The organism is Hugenholtzia roseola DSM 9546 (genome assembly GCF_000422585.1).
In the GTDB taxonomy this organism is placed as follows: domain Bacteria; phylum Bacteroidota; class Bacteroidia; order Cytophagales; family Bernardetiaceae; genus Hugenholtzia; species Hugenholtzia roseola.
Genome location: NZ_KE383878.1, coordinates 48,069 through 66,012, shown reverse-complemented (window position 1 = coordinate 66,012; position 17,944 = coordinate 48,069). Strand labels below are relative to the sequence as shown.

The following is a 17,944-nucleotide window of genomic DNA, read 5'->3' as shown; positions in this document are numbered from 1 at the left end:
CATACAATATAAACAACAATTATTCATGGAAATTCTTATCGTTGGAGCAGGAAATATGGGCAAAACATACGCCGAAAGTTTTTTGCTCTCACAAAGTATCACCAAAGACGACTTGCTTATTTTGGAACGCGCTCCCGAAAAAGTGGAAGCCCTACAAGCCAATGGCTATCGCCACGTGATTTGTGAGCCTTCGCCGCTGATGGGGCAGGTCAAGTTGGTAATTTTGGCAATTAAGCCCCAAGACATCAAAGGACTTTTCGAGCGCATTGCGCCCTTTATGCACGCCGAGCAAGTTGTCCTTTCTGTGATGGCAGGCGTTACGATTGATACCATCAAGCAAGATTTGCCTACTACCAAAATCATTCGCGCCATGCCCAATCTGCCTGCACAAATTGGCATGGGCATGACGGCTTTCACCGCCGAACCTTCGGTTACGCGAGCGGAACTGTTTTTTGTCCAAAATTTGCTCAATACAACAGGAAAATCTTTATATTTTGATAAAGAAGAAAAATTAGATGCTGTTACTGCTATTTCGGGTAGCGGTCCCGCCTATGTTTATTTTTTTATGGACGCAATGATACAGGCAGCCGAAAAGATGGGCTTTTCGCCCTCACAAGCCGAACTTTTGGTTACACAAACTTTTATGGGGGCGGTGCATCTGGAAAATCGCAGTCCTTATTCTTGTCGAGAGTGGATTGAAAAAGTCGCTTCAAAAGGAGGGACTACCGAAGCCGCACTGGGGGTTTTTCAGGCGCAAGACCTCGAAGAAAAAATTGCGGCAGGTTTGCAGGCAGCACACCAAAGAGCGATTGAGTTAGGCAGAGGCTAACAAAATAAAAAATATTTATCTAAAAATTTTTTCTATATCCAAACTAAAACCTTCCAAGACTTTCGAGCGCACGATTCCATTTTGTTCGGCTTCTGAAAAAATTTGGTAGTGGCTACTTTGCGAAAGTGGGTCTTGCACTAAGGTTTCTATTTTTAGGTATTTTTTTTGTGGATAAATTTCCCAATATTCCTGCACGCCAAAATCGGCATACCGCGCCTTTTTTTCTTCTCTTAATTTTTTGTAGTTGGCGGGTGAAATTACTTCCACGACTAAATCGGGTGCTACCGTAATGGCTTGCATGCCAATGCTTGCTTTTTTAGAAATTGAAATAAAAATAATATCAGGTTCTAAGGCATTATTTTCATCTATTTTCACACTTACTGGCGCAACATAGACATCGCCTAAATCTTTTTCATTTACAAAAGTGTTTAGATAGGTCGATGTCTTTTTTAGTATTTTTTGGTGCAGCGTGCTTGGGTTTGGCATAAAATAGAGTTGATTATCAAGGAGTTGTTTTTTGATAGTGGTTTCGGGAAAGATGGTTTCGTCTTGCAAATCGCTAAAAGTCCAGAGCTTATCTTCGGGAAATTGTGCGACAATGGCGAGCAAATCTTCGTATCGATACGCTGTTTGAATGGGATAGTAAAGGCTATGAAAAGGTATTTTTTCGGATTCGAGAGCGGTATTTTTTTCTTGCGATTTTTCTTCTATGTTATTTTTTGTAAGATGATTTGTAAGATTTTCTGTATCATTTTTGTCATCAGGGCAGGCTTTCATTTCTATACCCAACTCTTGGGCAAGCAGCTGAAAGAGCAGAATTTGTGTCGCTTCTTCTATTTGGAGCAGAAAAGTTTGCATAGTTTTAGGTCTGAAAGGGTGAGAGGCAAAAGGTTAAATAATATTATTTTTTATCTAAAAATTTTTTCTATATCCAAACTAAAACCTTCTAACACTTTTGAGCGCACGATTCCATTTTGTTCGGCTTCTGAAAAAATTTGGTAGTGGCTACTTTGCGAAAGTGGGTCTTGTACTAAGGTTTCTATTTTTAGGTATTTTTTTTGTGGATAAATTTCCCAATATTCCTGCACGCCAAAGTCGGCATACCGCGCCTTTTTTTCTTCTCTTAATTTTTTGTAGTTGGCAGGTGAAATTACTTCCACGACCAAATCGGGTGCTACCGTAATGGCTTGCATGCCAATGCTTGCTTTTTTAGAAATTGAAATAAAAATAATATCAGGTTCTAAGGCATTATTTTCATCTATTTTCACACTCACAGGCGCAACATAGACATCGCCCAAATCGTTTTCACTCACAAAAAGGGTTAGATAAGTAGAAGTAAGATTTAGAATCTTCTGGTGCAGCGTGCTTGGGTTTGGCATAAAATAGAGTTGATTATCAAGGAGTTGTTTTTTGATAGTGGTTTCGGGAAAGATGGTTTCGTCTTGCAAATCGCTAAAAGTCCAGAGCTTATCTTCGGGAAATTGTGCGACAATGGCGAGCAAATCTTCGTATCGATAAGTCGTTTGAATGGGATAGTAAAGGCTATGAAAAGGCATTTTTTCGGATTCGAGAGCGGTATTTTTTTCTTGCGATTTTTCTTCTATGTTATTTTTTGTAAGATAATTTGTAAGATTTTCTGTATCATTTTTGTCATCAGGACAGGCTTTCATTTCTATACCCAACTCTTGGGCAAGCATCTGAAAGAGCAGAATTTGTGTCGCTTCTTCTATTTGGAGCAGAAAAGTTTGCATAGTTTTAGGTCTGAAAGGGGGTGAGGCGAGGTGTTGGTATAAAAAAGACTTTTCTCTGTTTGGGAAAGCAGAAAAAAGTCTTTTGTTTTTGGGTTTGATTTTATCGCAAAGATAAAATTATTGCAATCGTCTGATTCGAAAATCGTATCTTTCGCCGTTGCTTCTTCTGATGGCAAGATTGACTTCATTGATAATTTGCCCGTCAGATTTGTGTAGGAAAAAGCCTTGAATAGGACGATTGGCGTTGGCATCTAAGAATACGCCTTCTACTGTGCCACCTGCGGCAAAACTTTGTTGTGGCACTTCCAAGACCAACCCTGTGGAGGTTTCATCTTTTACCCGTAGGCGAAAGGTTACGGTGCTGTCGCTGTCGTTGAAAAACTGTTTGAAGTTGTATTCGCTACCATTGGCTTCGATGGTTACGATGGCAGGAAATTCGCCCAAGATACCTTTTAGATATGTACCTTCGTAATTGCCGAGCATCAATTTTTTGTAGTCAGGTGTGGTAGGTTCATCTTCTTTGCAAGCAGAAAAGACAAAGACCAAACAAGCCAAAAACAGATAAAGCGTCTTTTGTGATAAGGATTTCATTAGAAAATAGCGTTATGAAAAGAATGAAAATGAGAAATGAGGAAACAAAAGAGAACATTAGCGCAAAGCGGGTTCGTCTTTGAGCTTTTCTATCAGATTGCGAATTTCCTTTCCGTTGGCGAAAAGGTTTTTATAGATAGCCGCAATTTTAAGATTTTTGTCCAAAATAAAAGTATTCCTACTCACTACGCCTACTAAGGGAATCAGTGAGTCATAGCTTTTGCAGACTTTGCCCTCTGCGTCTGTGAGCAGTTCAAAGGGCAGCGCGTGTTCTTTCTGAAAGCGCAAATGAGTAGGCATATCGTCTTTATTGATACCCAATACTTTGACATCTAATTTTTTAAAGAAATCAAAGTAGTCGCGAAAAGCGCAGGCTTGTTCGGTGCAAACTGCCGTAAAGTCTTTCGGATAGAAATACAAAATAGAAGGCGCACCTTTTGCCTGCTCGTGCAGGTGGAAATCTGTGCCGCTGGTAGAGGGCAAAACAAAATCGGGTGCTAAATCACCTACGGAAAGTGCCATATCGATAAAATTTTAAAAGAGAGGAGCTTTTTCTAAATCCCATTCGTCGTTGATGCGTCCGATAAGGTGGTGTGCCGTCATATCAAACGAACAGGGTACTACGGAGGTGTAATTGTTGGCTATCGCCCATTCATCAGTATCCTCGCCGCGGTCGTGATTGACAAAATCGCCTGCTAACCAGAGATATTTTCTGCCGTAAGGGTCGGTGCGCTCGTCAAATTTTTCCTGCCACTTGGCACGCGCTTGGCGGCAAATGCGAACTCCTTTGATGGGCTGATTTTCCCTTTGGGCAGGGAAATTGACATTGAGGGCGGTAAATTTGGCTAACCCTTTTTCCAAAACCTGCTGGGCAATGAATTTTACATGCGAGCGCACATGGCTAAAATCTGCCTCGTCGCTATAATTGCACAAAGAATAACCAATCGAGGGCAAGCCTTCTATCGCCCCTTCTATCGCCGCCGACATCGTACCCGAATACAGCACGCTGATGGAAGTGTTGCTACCATGATTGATGCCACTAACTACCAAGTCAGGCGTTTGGTCGGGGAAAAGATGAAATTTCGCCAACTTGACACAATCGGCAGGCGTTCCCGAAACCTCGTATGCCTCTATGCCTTCAAAAATAGAAGAGCGGCGAACTTTTAGCGGCGAATGTATCGTAATGGCGTGTCCCATGCCTGATTGCGGACTATCGGGGGCTACCACCACTACCCGACCCAATTCAGACATAATTTCTACTAAGGTGCGAATCCCTTTGGCAGTAATGCCATCATCGTTCGAAACCAAAATCGTAGGACGTTTAGACAGAGCAGTTTCTGACATAAAAGTAGAGTTTGAGAAAGGCAAAGATACCAATTTATTCTCATTTGCCCAATTTTTACCAGAAAGAACCCCTTTCAGGAGTATTGATGTTAAATTCTAAAAATCAGATTCGAGTGTAGGGACAAGGCACCGCCTTGTCCTACTGTCTTGTTCGCAGTCTTATTCGTGGTGAGATTGAAATAAAAAAGAGTTTTCAGACCTAAAAATAATAATGCCCTTACAAACCAAAAGACAAAAAATAACCTTTCGTTCCGAAAAAGAAGAAAGGTTATCGCCTGTAAAGCATTTTGGGTAGGATAAAATGGCAGCGTTACTTGTCATTCCTTTTGGGCTTATTTCCCTAAGGCTTCTGCACCCCCTACAATTTCTAAAATCTCTTTGGTGATATTTGCCTGACGCGCTCTATTGTAGGAAAGTTTGAGTTCCTTCAATAGCTCACCTGCATTTTCGGTAGCCTTGTCCATTGCCGTCATGCGCGAACCTTGTTCGGAGGCGTTAGATTCTAAGACACTCTTGTAGAATTGTATTTTGAGCGTCTGTGGAATAAGACTTTCCAAAATCTCCTCTTTGTTGGGTTCGAAGACGTAGTCAGATTGTAGTTGTTTGTCTTTCGACTTAGACGTTTGCGAAGCCGCAGGCGCGTCCTCTTTCACAATTTGAATGGGAAGGAGCGTTTCGGTTTGGAGAATCTGGGTCGCAGCGTTCTTAAATTCGTTATATACCAATACTACCTTGTCGTATTTTTTGTCTAAAAAGCCCTTCATCGCAAATTCTGCCGCAGGAAGTACATCGCCAAAACCTAAGTCTTTGGCAGTCAGAATGGTGCTATAATCACTAATAAGTGGCACATTCCGACGCTTGAAATACTCGTATCCCTTTTTGCCGACACAAAGCAGGGTTACATTTCCTTTGGCGTGTTGGCTTCGATAGGTATCGTTGAGAAGCAGATTTACGGCTCTTGTTACATTTGTGTTGAAAGCACCGCAAAGCCCTTTGTCAGAGGTAATGACCACTAAGAGTATCTTTTCGGGTGTGCGTGCTTGGCTATAAGCATTGTTGAAATCATCACCCACCAAGGAAGAGGTTACATTCTGCAAAATTTGAGTGAGCTTCTGTGCGTATGGGCGCATCTGCACAATTTTGTTTTGAGCGCGACGCAACTTGGCAGCCGCCACCATTTTCATCGCCTTGGTGATTTGCTGCGTAGATTTAACAGAGGAAATTCTATTGCGGACTTCTTTTAAACTTGGCATAGGGTTAGATGAGTCTAATGCTTGTCAATCTTTTGCTTGTCAATCTTTTGAAACGCCAAGCCAGCAGCAGCCTGCCACTCGCTTGGCGTTTTGGGGTTATTTGCTAAATCCTTTGGCAACATCAAGGGCTACTTTTTTGAGTGTAGCCATAATGTTATCGTCCCATTTTTGGTTGCGGATTTGTGCAAGTGTATCTGCCTGATTGCGGCTTAATTCGCTCAAATAGGCTTCTTCAAAGGCTTTCACCTTTTCCACAGGAACAGTATCGATAAAGCCATTTGTAGAAACATAGATAATCGCTACTTGCTTTTCTACCTCCACAGGCGAATATTGCTTTTGCTTCAAAATTTCAGTGTTCCTACGACCGCGCTCAATGACAAGTTTAGTTGCTGCATCAAGGTCAGAGCCGAATTTTGAGAAGGCTTCCAACTCGCGAAACTGTGCTTGGTCTAATTTGAGCGTACCCGCTACCTTCTTCATAGGCTTGATTTGTGCCGAACCCCCTACACGCGATACCGAAATACCTACGTTGATGGCAGGGCGAATACCAGAGTTGAAGAGGTTGGTTTCCAAAAATATCTGTCCGTCGGTAATAGAAATTACGTTGGTAGGGATATAAGCCGAAACGTCGCCTGCTTGTGTTTCGATAATAGGAAGGGCAGTAAGCGAGCCACCCCCTTTTACGACAGGCTTCAAAGATTCGGGCAAATCGTTCATCTTTGCCGCCAATTCGTCAGAATTGATAACCTTTGCTGCACGCTCTAAAAGGCGTGAGTGTAGGTAGAATACGTCCCCAGGATAGGCTTCACGACCGGGAGGACGGCGCAAAAGCAAAGACACTTCGCGATAGGAAACGGCTTGTTTTGAAAGGTCATCATAAATTACTAAGGCAGGACGACCTGTGTCGCGGAAGTATTCGCCAATAGCCGCACCTGCAAAAGGCGCGTAAAATTGCATAGGGGCAGGCGAAGAGGCAGGCGCAGCTACAATCGTGGTGTATTTCATCGCACCATAGCGTTCTAAGGTAGAAACGATACCTGCTACCGTAGATGCCTTCTGACCGATAGCAACATAGATACAATAAACAGGATTGCCTGCTTCGTAAAATTCTTTCTGATTGATAATGGTATCTATCGCAACCGTAGTTTTTCCTGTTTGGCGGTCGCCGATAATAAGTTCGCGCTGTCCTCTGCCGATTGGCACCATGGCATCAATCGCTTTCAGACCTGTCTGCAAAGGCTCTTTTACAGGTTCGCGGAAAATTACGCCCGGTGCTTTGCGCTCGATGGGCATTTCATAGAGTTGCCCTGAAATAGCTCCTTTGCCGTCGATGGGCTGTCCTAAGGTATCCACCACGCGCCCTACCACGCCGTCGCCTACCTTGATAGAAGCGATACGTCCTGTGCGTTTTACGGTATCGCCTTCTTTGATAGTGGTGTAATCGCCGAAAAGTACCGCCCCAACGTTGTCTTCCTCGAGGTTGAGTACCAAGCCTGTAACATCATGGGTAAATTCTAAAAGTTCGCCTGCGCGAGCATTAGTGAGTCCGTAGATGCGTGCCACGCCGTCGCCAACTTGCAACACCGTGCCTACTTCTTCGAGTTCGGCTTCGGTCTTGAAGCTCGAGAGCTGTTCGCGTAATATCGCTGAAACTTCGTCAGGTCTTACTTGTGCCATATAGGTAACCGTTTTGTATGATGCGTATTTAGAAGATGCGTAATGGATTAGACAAAAAAGAGGCGGCAAAGGGGCAAACTACCTTGAATAAGTGGTGTCCCTTATCGGGGATTTGCAGATATAGTAGCGAATAAGCCATGCGAAGCCTCTTTGCAGAGCGGGGAAACCGACTCTGAAAGGAGTTAGTTGTGTGTATAAAGTTTCTTTCTCAACTCCTGCAAGCGCGTTTTGATAGAATCATCTACCTGCTTTCCTGCCACGCTCAATACGTAGCCGCCGATAAGGGTAGGGTCTATTTTTTCGTGTAATTCTACCGCTGCCTTGCCCGAAATTTGCTTAACACGTTCCTTGAAGGCTTCGCGTAGGGTTTCATCGAGGGGGGCAGCCGTAATAACTTGTGCGATAGAGATGCTCTTGTGCTGATTGTAGAGGTTGCGAAACTGTTGGGCTACTTCACCCAAAGCACCCTCTCTGCCTTTGCGAGTGAGGATTTCGAAGAAAGTCGTCAGTAGCGCACTGCTCTGCGTGAAGATGGCTTTTAGAACGTTGAGCTTTTTGCCACTATTGATAATGGGGCTTTTGAGCATCTTATCTAAATCGCGATTCTGTTTGATGGTAGCCGCAATCTCTGCCATGCTTTCAGCAACGGCTTCTAATTCACCGCGCTCAAGGGCAAGGTCGAAGATGGATTTGGCATAGCGGGAAGCAACTCTTACGTCAGACATAGCGTTAGGGCAGGGAGGGAAAAATTACGAAAATAGAAGAGAGAACAAGTAATAAACAAGGATTATTGAAAGTAGGGCTGCATGAGAAAATGTCGCCAATCAGACCTACTATGGGTAAAGTTGTAAGTGGAAAGAGCCTTAGTTTAACGGCGTTTCTTTGAGGTAGCTTTTCACCAACTCTTGCTGTGAAGCGTCGTTAGAGAGCTGCTTGCGAATGAGCTTTTCAGCAATTTCCAAAGAGATTTCTGCTACTTTGCTTTTTACTTCGCCTAAGGCTTGCTGTTTCTGACGCTCGATTTCTGCTTTTGCGTCTTCTACAATGCGATTGTACTCTACCGTCGCTTTCTGACGTGCTTCTTCGGTCAGGGCAGTAGCCGTTTCGCGTGCCTCTTTGAGGAGTTTTTCGCGCTCGGTGCGTCCTTCTTGTTTAATTTTTTCAATTTCTTTTTCCAAATCAGATTTGGCTTGGCGTGCAATCTCGGCAGCGGCTAAGGCTTCCTCGATAGACTTTTCACGCGCTTCTACTGCGCCCAAAATGGCAGGCCAAACGAACTTGCCCAAAACGATTACTAAAAGCACGAAAACAAGTGCCGTCCAGAAGACAAGCCCTATGCCGGGAGTTACGATAGCAGGTAGTTGCAGTAATTGCATAAGATTATATCGTTTAAAGATGATTTCGTTAGGAGTCGGGATATATCAGAAGTAGAACGAAATTTCGATAAGATTCGAACCTTTTTTATTCTCTGGTTCTCTTTGTGTTGCTTTTTGGAAAGTAGAAGATGTAGGTTTTGAAAACAAACTTTTCATTTGCCTACACCTTCTTTCCTTTTAGGAAAGGACAGAATTAGTTGCCCTGACCAATCAAGAAACCAACTACGATAGCAAAGAGAGCTGCACCTTCAATAAGAGCGGCTGCGATAATCATAGCAGTTTGGATTTGTCCTAATTTTTCAGGCTGACGTGCCATCGCTTCCATAGCGCGACCGCCTACCTGACCAATACCAATACCTGCACCAAGTACCGCCAAACCAGCACCAAGACCACCGCCAATTGCGTTGAGTGTGCCAGAAAGTTCCATGAAGATAGCCATCAAAGTAGAAAGCATAATGAGAATAAATTAAGGAGTAATGAATAGAAAGAAAAGAAAACGGGAATTTGAGGGGCTGCGCCTTTTGTGGCGCAAAGATAGCACAAAGAAATCAGATTAGAAACTTATCGCCTCAATTAAGACTTTTTCTAAAAGGCAGCGATTTTAATGATGGTCTTCCGCAACGGCTTGTCCGATAAAGAGTGCCGTAAGCAAGGTGAAGATGTAGGCTTGTAAAAGTGCTACAAAAAGTTCTAAGCAATTCATCGCCAATACGAAAAGCGTAACGGGAACACCTAAGAACATATTTTGGAAAATAAAGACCAAGCCTACTAAGCTCAAAATGATAGTGTGTCCTGCCGTAATGTTGGCAAAAAGACGAATCATAAGGGCGAAAGGCTTTGTAAAGATACCGATTACTTCGACAGGAATCATAATGATAAGCAAAGGCTTAGGTACGCCGGGAGTGGCAAAGATGTGTCCCCAATAGCTCTTGTTGCCTGAAAAAACGGTGAGAAGCAGGGTAAGCGAAGCCATAACCATTGTAAAGGCAATGTTACCCGTTAGGTTTGCGCCTGTGGGAACTAAGCCCAAAAGGTTATTGACCCAAATAAAGAAAAAGAGGGTAAGCAGATAAGGCAGATACTTTTTGTAGTAATGATGACCGATATTGGGCAGCGCAATTTCGTCGCGAATGAAAAGGATAAGGGGTTCTAAAAGCGACTGTAAGCCTTTGGGGGCTTGGCTTGCGCGTTTGGCGTATGCCGATTTGACATTAAAAAATATAAGAAGCAAAATCACCACACTAATAAGCATCGAGGCTACATTTTTGGTGATAGAAAAGTCTAAGGGTTGAGAAACGCCTTCCAACTTCTTGCCTTGTGCGTCGGCTAAATAAATATGTTCGTGGTCGAGGATATAGTGGCTATTGCCCTTGCTCACAACGGGGCTATGGTGAAATTCGCTCGATGAGAAAACGACAAGTCCTTCGTTTGTCCAAAGGATAATCGGCAGCGGAATACTGTAATGATGCTCTTTACCCGTCGTTTCGTCGGTAGTAGAGATTAGATGCCATTCGTGTGCATCTAAGATGTGGTGGTTTATCATTTCAGCCACATTGAATTTTTTACCATCAGTACCACCGCCAGCGAAGGCAGGAAGGGTAAAGCCTACTAAAAGGCTTAGAATCAGGAGAGTAGCGAGTTTTTTCACCTTATTGTTCGTTTTGCTTGAAAGAGCTATCTGAATTTTGGCGCAATTTAGCCAACAATGTTCGAATTTCAAATCCGATGAATAGAAAATAAAGAATGAAGAAGGTAAAGGCAAAAAGCATTTGATTTTGTCTTTGATAGTACAAATAGACAAAAAGCACTACGGCTGAAAGCAAAAGCCGAATTCCTGTGGCGGCTAAGGTCATATTGGCAAAATCTTCGTTGCCCAAGCCTTTTTTTGAAATCATGTACGTAACCAAGGTCAGGAGCGTACAATATCCCAGCACCCACCAAGCATGCACATGGAAGTAGGCAGGCGCAAAGAGTGCCACACCGCCCATGATTGCCACTATCAGCGCGACGAAAAAGGCAAAGGATTTGAGAAAACCGCCATCGAGAAGTGCGTTGTCAGAAGATGCCATTTGCAGTCAGAAGTCGGGTAGAGATGTCGAGTATAATAGAAATGCTTTGGGGCTTTGGCGTTAAAAAAAAGACCACAAAGGGAACTTTTTTCACTTTTCGGATAAGCCCTGCTCAAATGCGTTGCAAACTTAGCAATTATTTCTTTTGTCTCAGACACTTGAAAGCAACTTTTGTGTATTTTTCTTAAAATTTCTATAATTTGGGTCTGAAAAATGCGTTTTTGCTGCAATCCTTTCTTGTCTTTCCTTAGCCTATCTTCAAAAAGAGCCTATAAATGTTACTTCAAACCCAAGACCCAAAAAATAAACGCCAAATAAACACCAAATAAATCTGATATAAACGCTAAAAATTCTATCCTACCCCAAAATATAGAAATTGAGATAGAAATAAAGTGGCAAAACAAACCCAAGAGCTTTCAAGCCCCTTTGCGTTTGAGCCAAACTTTATTTTGTTTTCAAACTTTTGAACGACTTGTTATCCCCTTTTTCTAAAATTTGAAGCAAATGCCTACTATTTACGATGTTGCCCGCCAACACTTTGAAGCGGCACACTATCCTACCGCCTTGCCCATCGAGGCTGCCTATCTACACATTGGCGTTTTCTTGGGTTGGGCTATTGAAGAAAACCTCATCAGCGATGCCTTCGAGGAAGATTTTATGCTCAAAATCAGGCACTTTAAAAATAGAGAGGTTTCCTGCACCGTTATTAGCGCACTTTGGGACGGCTATATCACCGACGAGATGCTCAATCGCGACGGACGCTCTTTTGCCGAAAGCTATTATCTGACGGGTTTTTATCTCAAAGATTATCACAAGTTATACCCCAAAGCCTCCACCATTTACCACATAGAGGACACTTGGGAGCATTACGAAAAGGTAAAGGCGCACCTTTCCGAAAAATATCGCGAGTGGAGAGAAGAAAATCGTCAGAAAAATCGTTCCTAAGTGGCTTCTAAAAAAGAGGCTTGGGGCAGTGATGTTAAATTCTAAAAATTAGGTTCGAGTGTAGGGACAAGGCATTGCCTTGTTCGCTATTAAGATTGAAATAAAAAGGGTTTTTCAGACCCAAAAATGGGTTTTAGTCCAAATTTTATTTCGCCTGTCATTTGACAAAACAAGGTTTTTCGCAGAACTTAAATTATCGAGGCTTGGGGTTTGTATCCAAAACTACACCACCCTTTTCAAGATTTTGATTTGGTTGCGCCCTGTTTCTATGTAGCCCATTTCTTTGAGCTTTTTGATAAGGTGCGTAGCCGATTCGCGTTGAATGTTTAATTCTTGTGCAATTTCTTCATGGCTGACCTGCAAAACTTGCGTCTTTTGTGCCAAAGCACGCGCTTTGAGGTACTTCCAAAGGCGTTTGGTCGATGACTATACGATAAGTACATTTAGAAAAGAACTTGCCTTTTATCAATACTTCCCAAAAAGAGTGAGTAGCATTTTCTGCATTGTTTTTTATTGCTTACATTTGTGAGATGAACAAATAGCCCTACACATGGAAATGAAGACGACAGACTTGCAGAGCGCAATCAACAATATATACAATCATTTATACGGTAATTCAGAAACTCGTACCCCGCAAGGAATTAGTATTGAAGTGGGTAAGATTTTGCATACCGCTATGTATTTGGAAGAGCAAGCAAAAAATGGGGCTGCCTTTGAATTTAGCCCAAAAAATATAAAGGATTTGAGAGAAAACGCCAATAATTGTGCTGATATTTTTGCAGAGAACCTACGCAAAAAATTTGCGTCTATGAACTCTGCTTGGAATTTCTACGAACTTTCAGATGAAATAAAGTTAAATAATTTTGATTTGGCTTACACTTGTTCGCAACTCAACTACATCAAAGTTTCAGATACCAAAAGAGATGTATTTGGTGATACGGTAGAGATTATTCGTGGGCAATGGGCAAAACAAATAGGCGGGCAATTTTTTACAGATAGTTTAGTTACAAAACTGGCTATGTACCTTTTAAATTTCAACCCTTTAAATGGTGATGATTTAGTAGATATTTGTGCTGGTACAGGTGGTTTTTTACTATCAGGATTAAACCACATTAGAGAAATTTTAGAAAAGCAAAATATAGAAAATGTAGAATTAGAGTTGGTCAAACTTGCAAAAAATAGTTTAAAAGGACAAGAAATAGATAAAGAAGTTTGTGCGGTGGCTAATGCTACTCTAACTGCTCGATTAGGTAAAAACGATTTGCCTTTTGTATTAAATGGTGACTCGTTAAATTTCAACAATGAAAATTTATTAGGTATTGGTTTTGATAAACATTTGTGCGTCGCATCAAACCCGCCCTTTGGCACTAAAATCACGATTAAAGATTATAAAGTTTTAAAAAATTTTGAATTAGCAAAAAGTCATTCAAAAAATGATTTCTTGTTTAATGAAAAACTTAGTTTTCGTTCTCCTGATACACTATTTGTTGAACAAAATGTAAAGTTATTAAAAAAAGGTGAAGGTCGTTTGGCAATTATTTTACCTTATCAAATACTTTCGGGACCCCAAACTGCATTTATTAGAAATTGGTTGTTAAAAAATACGATTATTCAGGCAGTTATAGATTTGCCAAGCGAAACTTTCCAGCCACACACAGGCACAAAAACCTGCTTGTTGCTTGCACAACGTAGAAAAGAAGTTTTGGAAAATATAGAAAATATAGAAGATTACCCTGTTTTTATGGCAATTCCTAAGTATATTGGACACGATAGACGAGGTAAAACTGTTTATAAAAAATTGCCAAATGGTAAAAATTCAAATGAAGTTTTAACAGATTTTCCAGAATTGCAAAAGGCTTTTGAACTTTACAAAAGTGGCGAAAATCCAACTGAAAAATATGAAAATTCATACGTTATTTCTTCAAAAAGAATTATAAAAAATGACTTACTACAATTAAATGCCCAATTTTACAAGCCAAGTAAATTTAACAGCAAAATTGTTGTTAATGAAAAATGGAATTTTGTAAAAATTGAAGACGTTACAGAAAATATATTTTTTCCCACTCGCTTTAAACGAAACTATGTAGATTACTTTAAAGGTGCAATACCCTTTTTTGGTGGTTCTGATATTTTACAATTAATTTCAGAAACAGGCAAATGGTTAAGCCCAGATAACCCAAATATAAAAGACTTAACGGTAAGAAAAGATTGGATTTTGATAACTCGTAGTGGCTCAACGGGCATTGTTTCCATTGTACCAGAGGCTTGGGAAGGAATGGCAATGTCTGAACACATTATTAGAATAATACCCAAAACAGAGCTTATCAATCCGTATTATTTGTTAGGGTTTCTACGTTCAAATTATTGTAAAGAAATTTTGGGTAAAGGAATTTTCGGTTCTGTTATTGACGAAATAGAGCCTAATTTTATTGGAAAAATAGAAATTCCTATACCCAATAACAAAACCGAAATTCAATCTATTATTGCTCAAATAGAACTTGCTGAAAAGGCACGAAATGAGGCTATTTTAAATACACAAACGGGATTATCGGAACTAAATTTACTATTTGAAAAACATTTTACTTAACTAATTTTGCGTTTTTCTGCGTGTCTTTTGGTTATTTCTTCCATTAAAGCAACCAACTCTTCTAAGGTTAAATTTCCTTGTAATTGGTTGCTTCTATGTAACATCAAAAAAGCATTTTTAGGCTCGTGTTTACCGTCCCTGTCCAAAGGGTGTAAATGTCCTGATTGTATTATTTTGGCATCATCAACTACTTCTTTCAAAGAAATAGGCAACAGTTGTATAGGGTCAAGATAAAAATTAGGCTTTACCTCGTGTTCAATTAACCAATTAAATGAATTTTGTATAGTGTTTTCGGGTAGTAATGGTGCGTTATCCATACTTAACAACTGCAAAAAGTATTTTATTTCTACTAATGTTGCTGTTATTTCGTCTGCATAAAATTTGTGGTCTGTTGGCAATAACCACCTGCTTATACGATTGCCATCGTTCCCATCTTGCGGTCTGCCTGGCACCCTGCTTGATGTTGGTTTCCAAGGGGGAGAGCGTCTGCCTGCATCTCGTAATTTTGTAGTAATTCTTAATATTTGGCGTTTATCATAGCCAAAATCTACACACAGTTCACTAAAAACACTTGAAATATCTTTAATCATTGTCCGCACTTGCTCGACATTGACTTGGTATTCAAGTTTTGCATATTCTTGCAGTCTATTTAGTTGTTTTTCCATTGATAATTTTTTGTGTTAAAAAAAGTTAGACATGTTTCATGTATTTGATAAAACTTATCAAAATATTAAAAAACTACACCACCCTTTTCAAGATTTTGATTTGGTTGCGCCCTGTTTCTATGTAGCCCATTTCTTTGAGCTTTTTGATAAGGCGCGTAGCCGATTCGCGTTGAATGTTTAATTCTTGTGCAATTTCTTCATGGCTGACCTGCAAAATTTGCGTCTTTTGTGCCAAAGCACGCGCTTTGAGGTACTTCCAAAGGCGTTTGTCTAAGTTTTCAAAGGCAATTTGGTCGATGACTTCTAAAAGGCGATTGAAGCGATTTTGATAAGTTGTGCCAATAAATTCGCGCCACTCCTTGTATTTTTGCCACTCCTCGATGTACTGAATCGGAATTGCCCAAAATTCGGTATCCTCCTCGGCAATGGTCTTGACCTCGCTGGGGCGTTGGGTAGAGCAGCAGGTAAGCGAAAGGGCGCAGGTTTCGCCCGGCATCAGGTGGTACAAAAAGGTTTCTTTGCCATCTTCGCTTTGGCGCAAAACGCGGATACAGCCTTTGGTCAGAATGGGCATCATCTTGATATAGCGTCCTGCCTCCATCAAAACCGTGCCTGCTTTTACCGTCTGCAAGACTGCATTTTTTTCAAACTCTTGTTTTAGTTGCGCATCAGCAAAAAACTGAATCGGATTTCTATTGGTACTCATAAAAGGGGGGCGAAGTTTGTCGGGATTAGTCAAATTTGCTTGAAAAACTTGTTTTGTTTTCCTACTAAAATGTTTTTGGAAACTGCAATCTACGTTTTCTGACCGAAAAATAAAACAAATCCTATCCCCCATTTTTCCAGAAAGGAATTTTTGGGCGATAGGTCTGTGATTTTTTGATAAGATTTTTACTAAGACAAGAAAAAGAAAATAAGGTAGCCAACAGTTTAGGCGGCTATTTTTTCTTTTCAAACCAAATCGAGCGCACCGATACTACCGATTTTAGCTCGTGTAAAATAAAATACAAGCCAAAATAAGTTCGGTTCAGATAAAGGGCGTGTTGTGAGCCGCGTGCCTGTTTGGAATTGCGTAGTTCGTCCATTTTGGAAAGCCGCTCGCCAAATTCGTTGAGTTTATCAAAATAAGCATCATCGCCAAAATCGAAGGTGTCGCCTTCAAAAGGCGTTGTGGTGAGCAAAAGCAGTTCGCGAAAGACCGCTACAAAAAACTTGCGCTCTTCGGGCGTATCGCTGGGCAGCAAAAAGCCCAACTCTTCGAAGAGCGTTTCGGCTTTGCTTTCTTCTACCAAATTGTCCCTATCCATTACCTTAAAGTGCTTGGGATAGTAGTCGGCAGGAATTTTTTTGACGCAGCCAAAATCTATAATACCTACTTTTCCTTCGGGCGTGAATAAGAAATTGCCAGGGTGCGGGTCGGCATGGACTTCTTGTAGCTCGTGCATTTGCTTATCGTAAAAATCCCATAGCGTCTGCCCTACTTGGTTGCGAATTTCTTGGGAAGGATTGCTTGCCAAAAAAGCGTCTAAATGCACGCCTTCGAGCCAATCCATTGTCAGGACTCTTTCAGCGGAATATTCTTTGTAGTAAGTAGGAAAAAACGCACCTTTGATGTCGGCGCAGGCTTGTGTAATTTTTTCCGACCGCTGCAATTCTTCTAAATAATTGGTTTCCGATTTGAGCATATCGCCCACTTCATTCATATACAAGTCCAAATCTTTTTCGCTTAGGCGCAAAAGCTGCATGGCAAAGGGCTTGACCATCTTCAAGTCGGAATCGATGCTATCTGCTACCCCCGGATACTGGACTTTTACTGCCATCTTTCTGCCTCCTTTTTCGGCTTGATGCACCTGCCCAATAGAAGCAGCATTGACGGCATCTTTGCTAAAAGCATCAAAAATTTCGGTCGGTGTTTTGCCAAAAGCCTCTTTGAAGGTCTTGACTACCAAAGGATAAGAAAGCGGCGGCGCAGAGTATTGCGACATCTTAAACTTTTCGCTATAAGCACTGGGCAAAACGCCTTCGCTCATGCTCATCATCTGCGCCACTTTCAAGGCACTGCCTTTGAGTTTGCTTAGGGTTTCGTAGATGTCGGCGGCGTTTTCCTTGTCTAAATCTGCTTGGGTTAGATTTTTATCTACAATTTTTCGCGCATAGTGCTTGACATAATTGCCGCCTACTTTCAAACCTGTTTTGGCAAAGCGGGCAGCGCGTTCTACCTTACTTGTGGGGATACTATTTTGGGGCTTATTTTCCATAGTGTTCGGAATCTGGACAGAGGGTTTCGAATGGGAAGCGTCTTGAAAACACGTCGCATCTTGGGTGAGATAGCTTTTGGGCGTAGCCTCTTCGATAACGGATTTAGACTGCAAAAGTTCAACCTTTTTGTTTTGTTTAGGCTATCCAACTTTTTACCGTATCATAGCCCCATTCTATCAGGACAAAAGAAAAAATCAGACTCCAAAAAAGCGCACTTAACGCCATAAAAAGCACAATTCTACTCTTTTTTTCGCCAAAAGAAACGGCAATCAATGTCCCTACAATAGGGCTAAAAAGTAGCGGCGTGAGAAAGGCTACCCCTACGATACCATATTTGCGCCAAATGCGCACGATTCGGCGATTGCGCGGCGTGAAGGTTTTTCGCTTTTTAAAAAAGGTATCGAGCAGCCAAAGCCGCATAGGGCTGCCGCCCCAACTAAAAAAAGCAGCACTAAACGTCGTGCCTGCACTTGTAGCGACAACCGTTTCCAAAATCGACAAATTCAGGCTTGCGCCTGCCAAAGGTGCTAAAATAAACTTGAAGGTAGCCAAGAAAAAAACGTAAAAATAGCTCTCCCAATCCATAAATATAAGCGGA

General features: G+C 41.4%; 19 protein-coding genes and 1 pseudogene. 3 read left to right on the top strand and 17 right to left on the bottom strand.

Annotated features, from left to right (window positions below):
- Positions 1-25: 25 nt before the first annotated feature.
- Positions 26-829 (top strand): pyrroline-5-carboxylate reductase, encoded by an 804-nt coding sequence (gene proC / locus G500_RS0108605; protein ID WP_027002254.1) that lies wholly within the window; start codon positions 26-28, stop codon positions 827-829.
- 15 nt (positions 830-844) lie between these two features.
- Here the strand turns inward: proC and G500_RS24965 are convergent, their stop codons facing one another.
- From G500_RS24965 to G500_RS0108535, 12 genes are all read right to left on the bottom strand, one after another.
- The gene (locus tag G500_RS24965; RefSeq protein ID WP_051203391.1) at positions 845-1,687 is read right to left on the bottom strand and encodes a Uma2 family endonuclease; all 843 of its coding nucleotides are present in this window, start codon (positions 1,685-1,687) and stop codon (positions 845-847) included.
- A gap of 50 nt (positions 1,688-1,737) precedes the next feature.
- Positions 1,738-2,580 (bottom strand): Uma2 family endonuclease, encoded by an 843-nt coding sequence (locus G500_RS24960; protein WP_051203390.1) that lies wholly within the window; start codon positions 2,578-2,580, stop codon positions 1,738-1,740.
- A gap of 117 nt (positions 2,581-2,697) precedes the next feature.
- A complete protein-coding gene (locus tag G500_RS0108590; protein ID WP_027002253.1) occupies positions 2,698-3,171 on the bottom strand; it encodes a hypothetical protein in 474 nt (157 codons plus the stop codon).
- 57 nt (positions 3,172-3,228) lie between these two features.
- Positions 3,229-3,693: a peroxiredoxin gene (locus tag G500_RS0108585; protein ID WP_027002252.1), complete on the bottom strand. Its 465-nt coding sequence runs from the start codon at positions 3,691-3,693 to the stop codon at positions 3,229-3,231.
- Between the two features lie 12 nt (positions 3,694-3,705).
- Entirely contained in the window at positions 3,706-4,515 is an 810-nt protein-coding gene (gene surE / locus G500_RS0108580) for a 5'/3'-nucleotidase SurE (protein ID WP_211220147.1), read from the bottom strand.
- Positions 4,516-4,847: 332 nt separating this feature from the next.
- A complete protein-coding gene (gene atpG / locus G500_RS0108570) occupies positions 4,848-5,768 on the bottom strand; it encodes an ATP synthase F1 subunit gamma (RefSeq protein ID WP_027002250.1) in 921 nt (306 codons plus the stop codon).
- A 96-nt stretch (positions 5,769-5,864) separates the two neighbouring features.
- A complete protein-coding gene (atpA, locus tag G500_RS0108560; protein WP_027002249.1) occupies positions 5,865-7,445 on the bottom strand; it encodes a F0F1 ATP synthase subunit alpha in 1,581 nt (526 codons plus the stop codon).
- A 182-nt stretch (positions 7,446-7,627) separates the two neighbouring features.
- Positions 7,628-8,170 carry an ATP synthase F1 subunit delta gene (atpH, locus tag G500_RS0108555; RefSeq protein WP_027002248.1) on the bottom strand — a complete coding sequence of 181 codons (543 nt, stop codon included), beginning with the start codon at positions 8,168-8,170 and terminating at the stop codon, positions 7,628-7,630.
- 138 nt (positions 8,171-8,308) lie between these two features.
- Complete coding sequence (gene atpF / locus G500_RS0108550; protein ID WP_027002247.1) at positions 8,309-8,821, bottom strand: F0F1 ATP synthase subunit B; 513 nt, start codon at positions 8,819-8,821, stop codon at positions 8,309-8,311.
- Positions 8,822-9,014: 193 nt separating this feature from the next.
- Positions 9,015-9,260: an ATP synthase F0 subunit C gene (gene atpE / locus G500_RS0108545; protein ID WP_425402041.1), complete on the bottom strand. Its 246-nt coding sequence runs from the start codon at positions 9,258-9,260 to the stop codon at positions 9,015-9,017.
- 162 nt (positions 9,261-9,422) lie between these two features.
- Positions 9,423-10,469 carry a F0F1 ATP synthase subunit A gene (gene atpB, locus G500_RS0108540; protein WP_027002245.1) on the bottom strand — a complete coding sequence of 349 codons (1,047 nt, stop codon included), beginning with the start codon at positions 10,467-10,469 and terminating at the stop codon, positions 9,423-9,425.
- 1 nt (position 10,470) lies between these two features.
- Positions 10,471-10,890, bottom strand: coding sequence for a hypothetical protein (locus G500_RS0108535; protein ID WP_027002244.1), 420 nt, complete (start codon positions 10,888-10,890; stop codon positions 10,471-10,473).
- 504 nt (positions 10,891-11,394) lie between these two features.
- Between G500_RS0108535 and G500_RS0108525 the strand changes: the two genes are divergently transcribed.
- Positions 11,395-11,835, top strand: coding sequence for a DUF7832 domain-containing protein (locus G500_RS0108525; RefSeq protein WP_035756950.1), 441 nt, complete (start codon positions 11,395-11,397; stop codon positions 11,833-11,835).
- A gap of 222 nt (positions 11,836-12,057) precedes the next feature.
- Here the strand turns inward: G500_RS0108525 and G500_RS25490 are convergent.
- A pseudogene (locus tag G500_RS25490) lies at positions 12,058-12,237 on the bottom strand (helix-turn-helix domain-containing protein); the annotation flags it as partial.
- Between the two features lie 148 nt (positions 12,238-12,385).
- Between G500_RS25490 and G500_RS0108515 the strand changes: the two are divergent.
- On the top strand, positions 12,386-14,422 hold the full coding sequence (locus G500_RS0108515; RefSeq protein ID WP_027002242.1) for an N-6 DNA methylase: 2,037 nt from the start codon (positions 12,386-12,388) through the stop codon (positions 14,420-14,422).
- On the opposite strand, the gene G500_RS0108510 is transcribed toward G500_RS0108515, so the two are convergent.
- The 4 genes from G500_RS0108510 to G500_RS0108495 all read right to left on the bottom strand — a co-directional run bounded on the left by G500_RS0108510 (position 14,419) and on the right by G500_RS0108495 (position 17,931).
- Positions 14,419-15,087 carry a hypothetical protein gene (locus tag G500_RS0108510; RefSeq protein ID WP_027002241.1) on the bottom strand — a complete coding sequence of 223 codons (669 nt, stop codon included), beginning with the start codon at positions 15,085-15,087 and terminating at the stop codon, positions 14,419-14,421. The genes G500_RS0108515 and G500_RS0108510 overlap by 4 nt on opposite strands.
- 73 nt (positions 15,088-15,160) lie before the next feature.
- Positions 15,161-15,793, bottom strand: coding sequence for a Crp/Fnr family transcriptional regulator (locus tag G500_RS0108505; protein ID WP_027002240.1), 633 nt, complete (start codon positions 15,791-15,793; stop codon positions 15,161-15,163).
- 232 nt (positions 15,794-16,025) lie between these two features.
- Entirely contained in the window at positions 16,026-17,459 is a 1,434-nt protein-coding gene (locus tag G500_RS0108500; RefSeq protein ID WP_425402040.1) for an ABC1 kinase family protein, read from the bottom strand.
- A gap of 22 nt (positions 17,460-17,481) precedes the next feature.
- Positions 17,482-17,931 carry a hypothetical protein gene (locus tag G500_RS0108495; protein WP_035756944.1) on the bottom strand — a complete coding sequence of 150 codons (450 nt, stop codon included), beginning with the start codon at positions 17,929-17,931 and terminating at the stop codon, positions 17,482-17,484.
- Between the last annotated feature and the right edge of the window lie 13 nt (positions 17,932-17,944).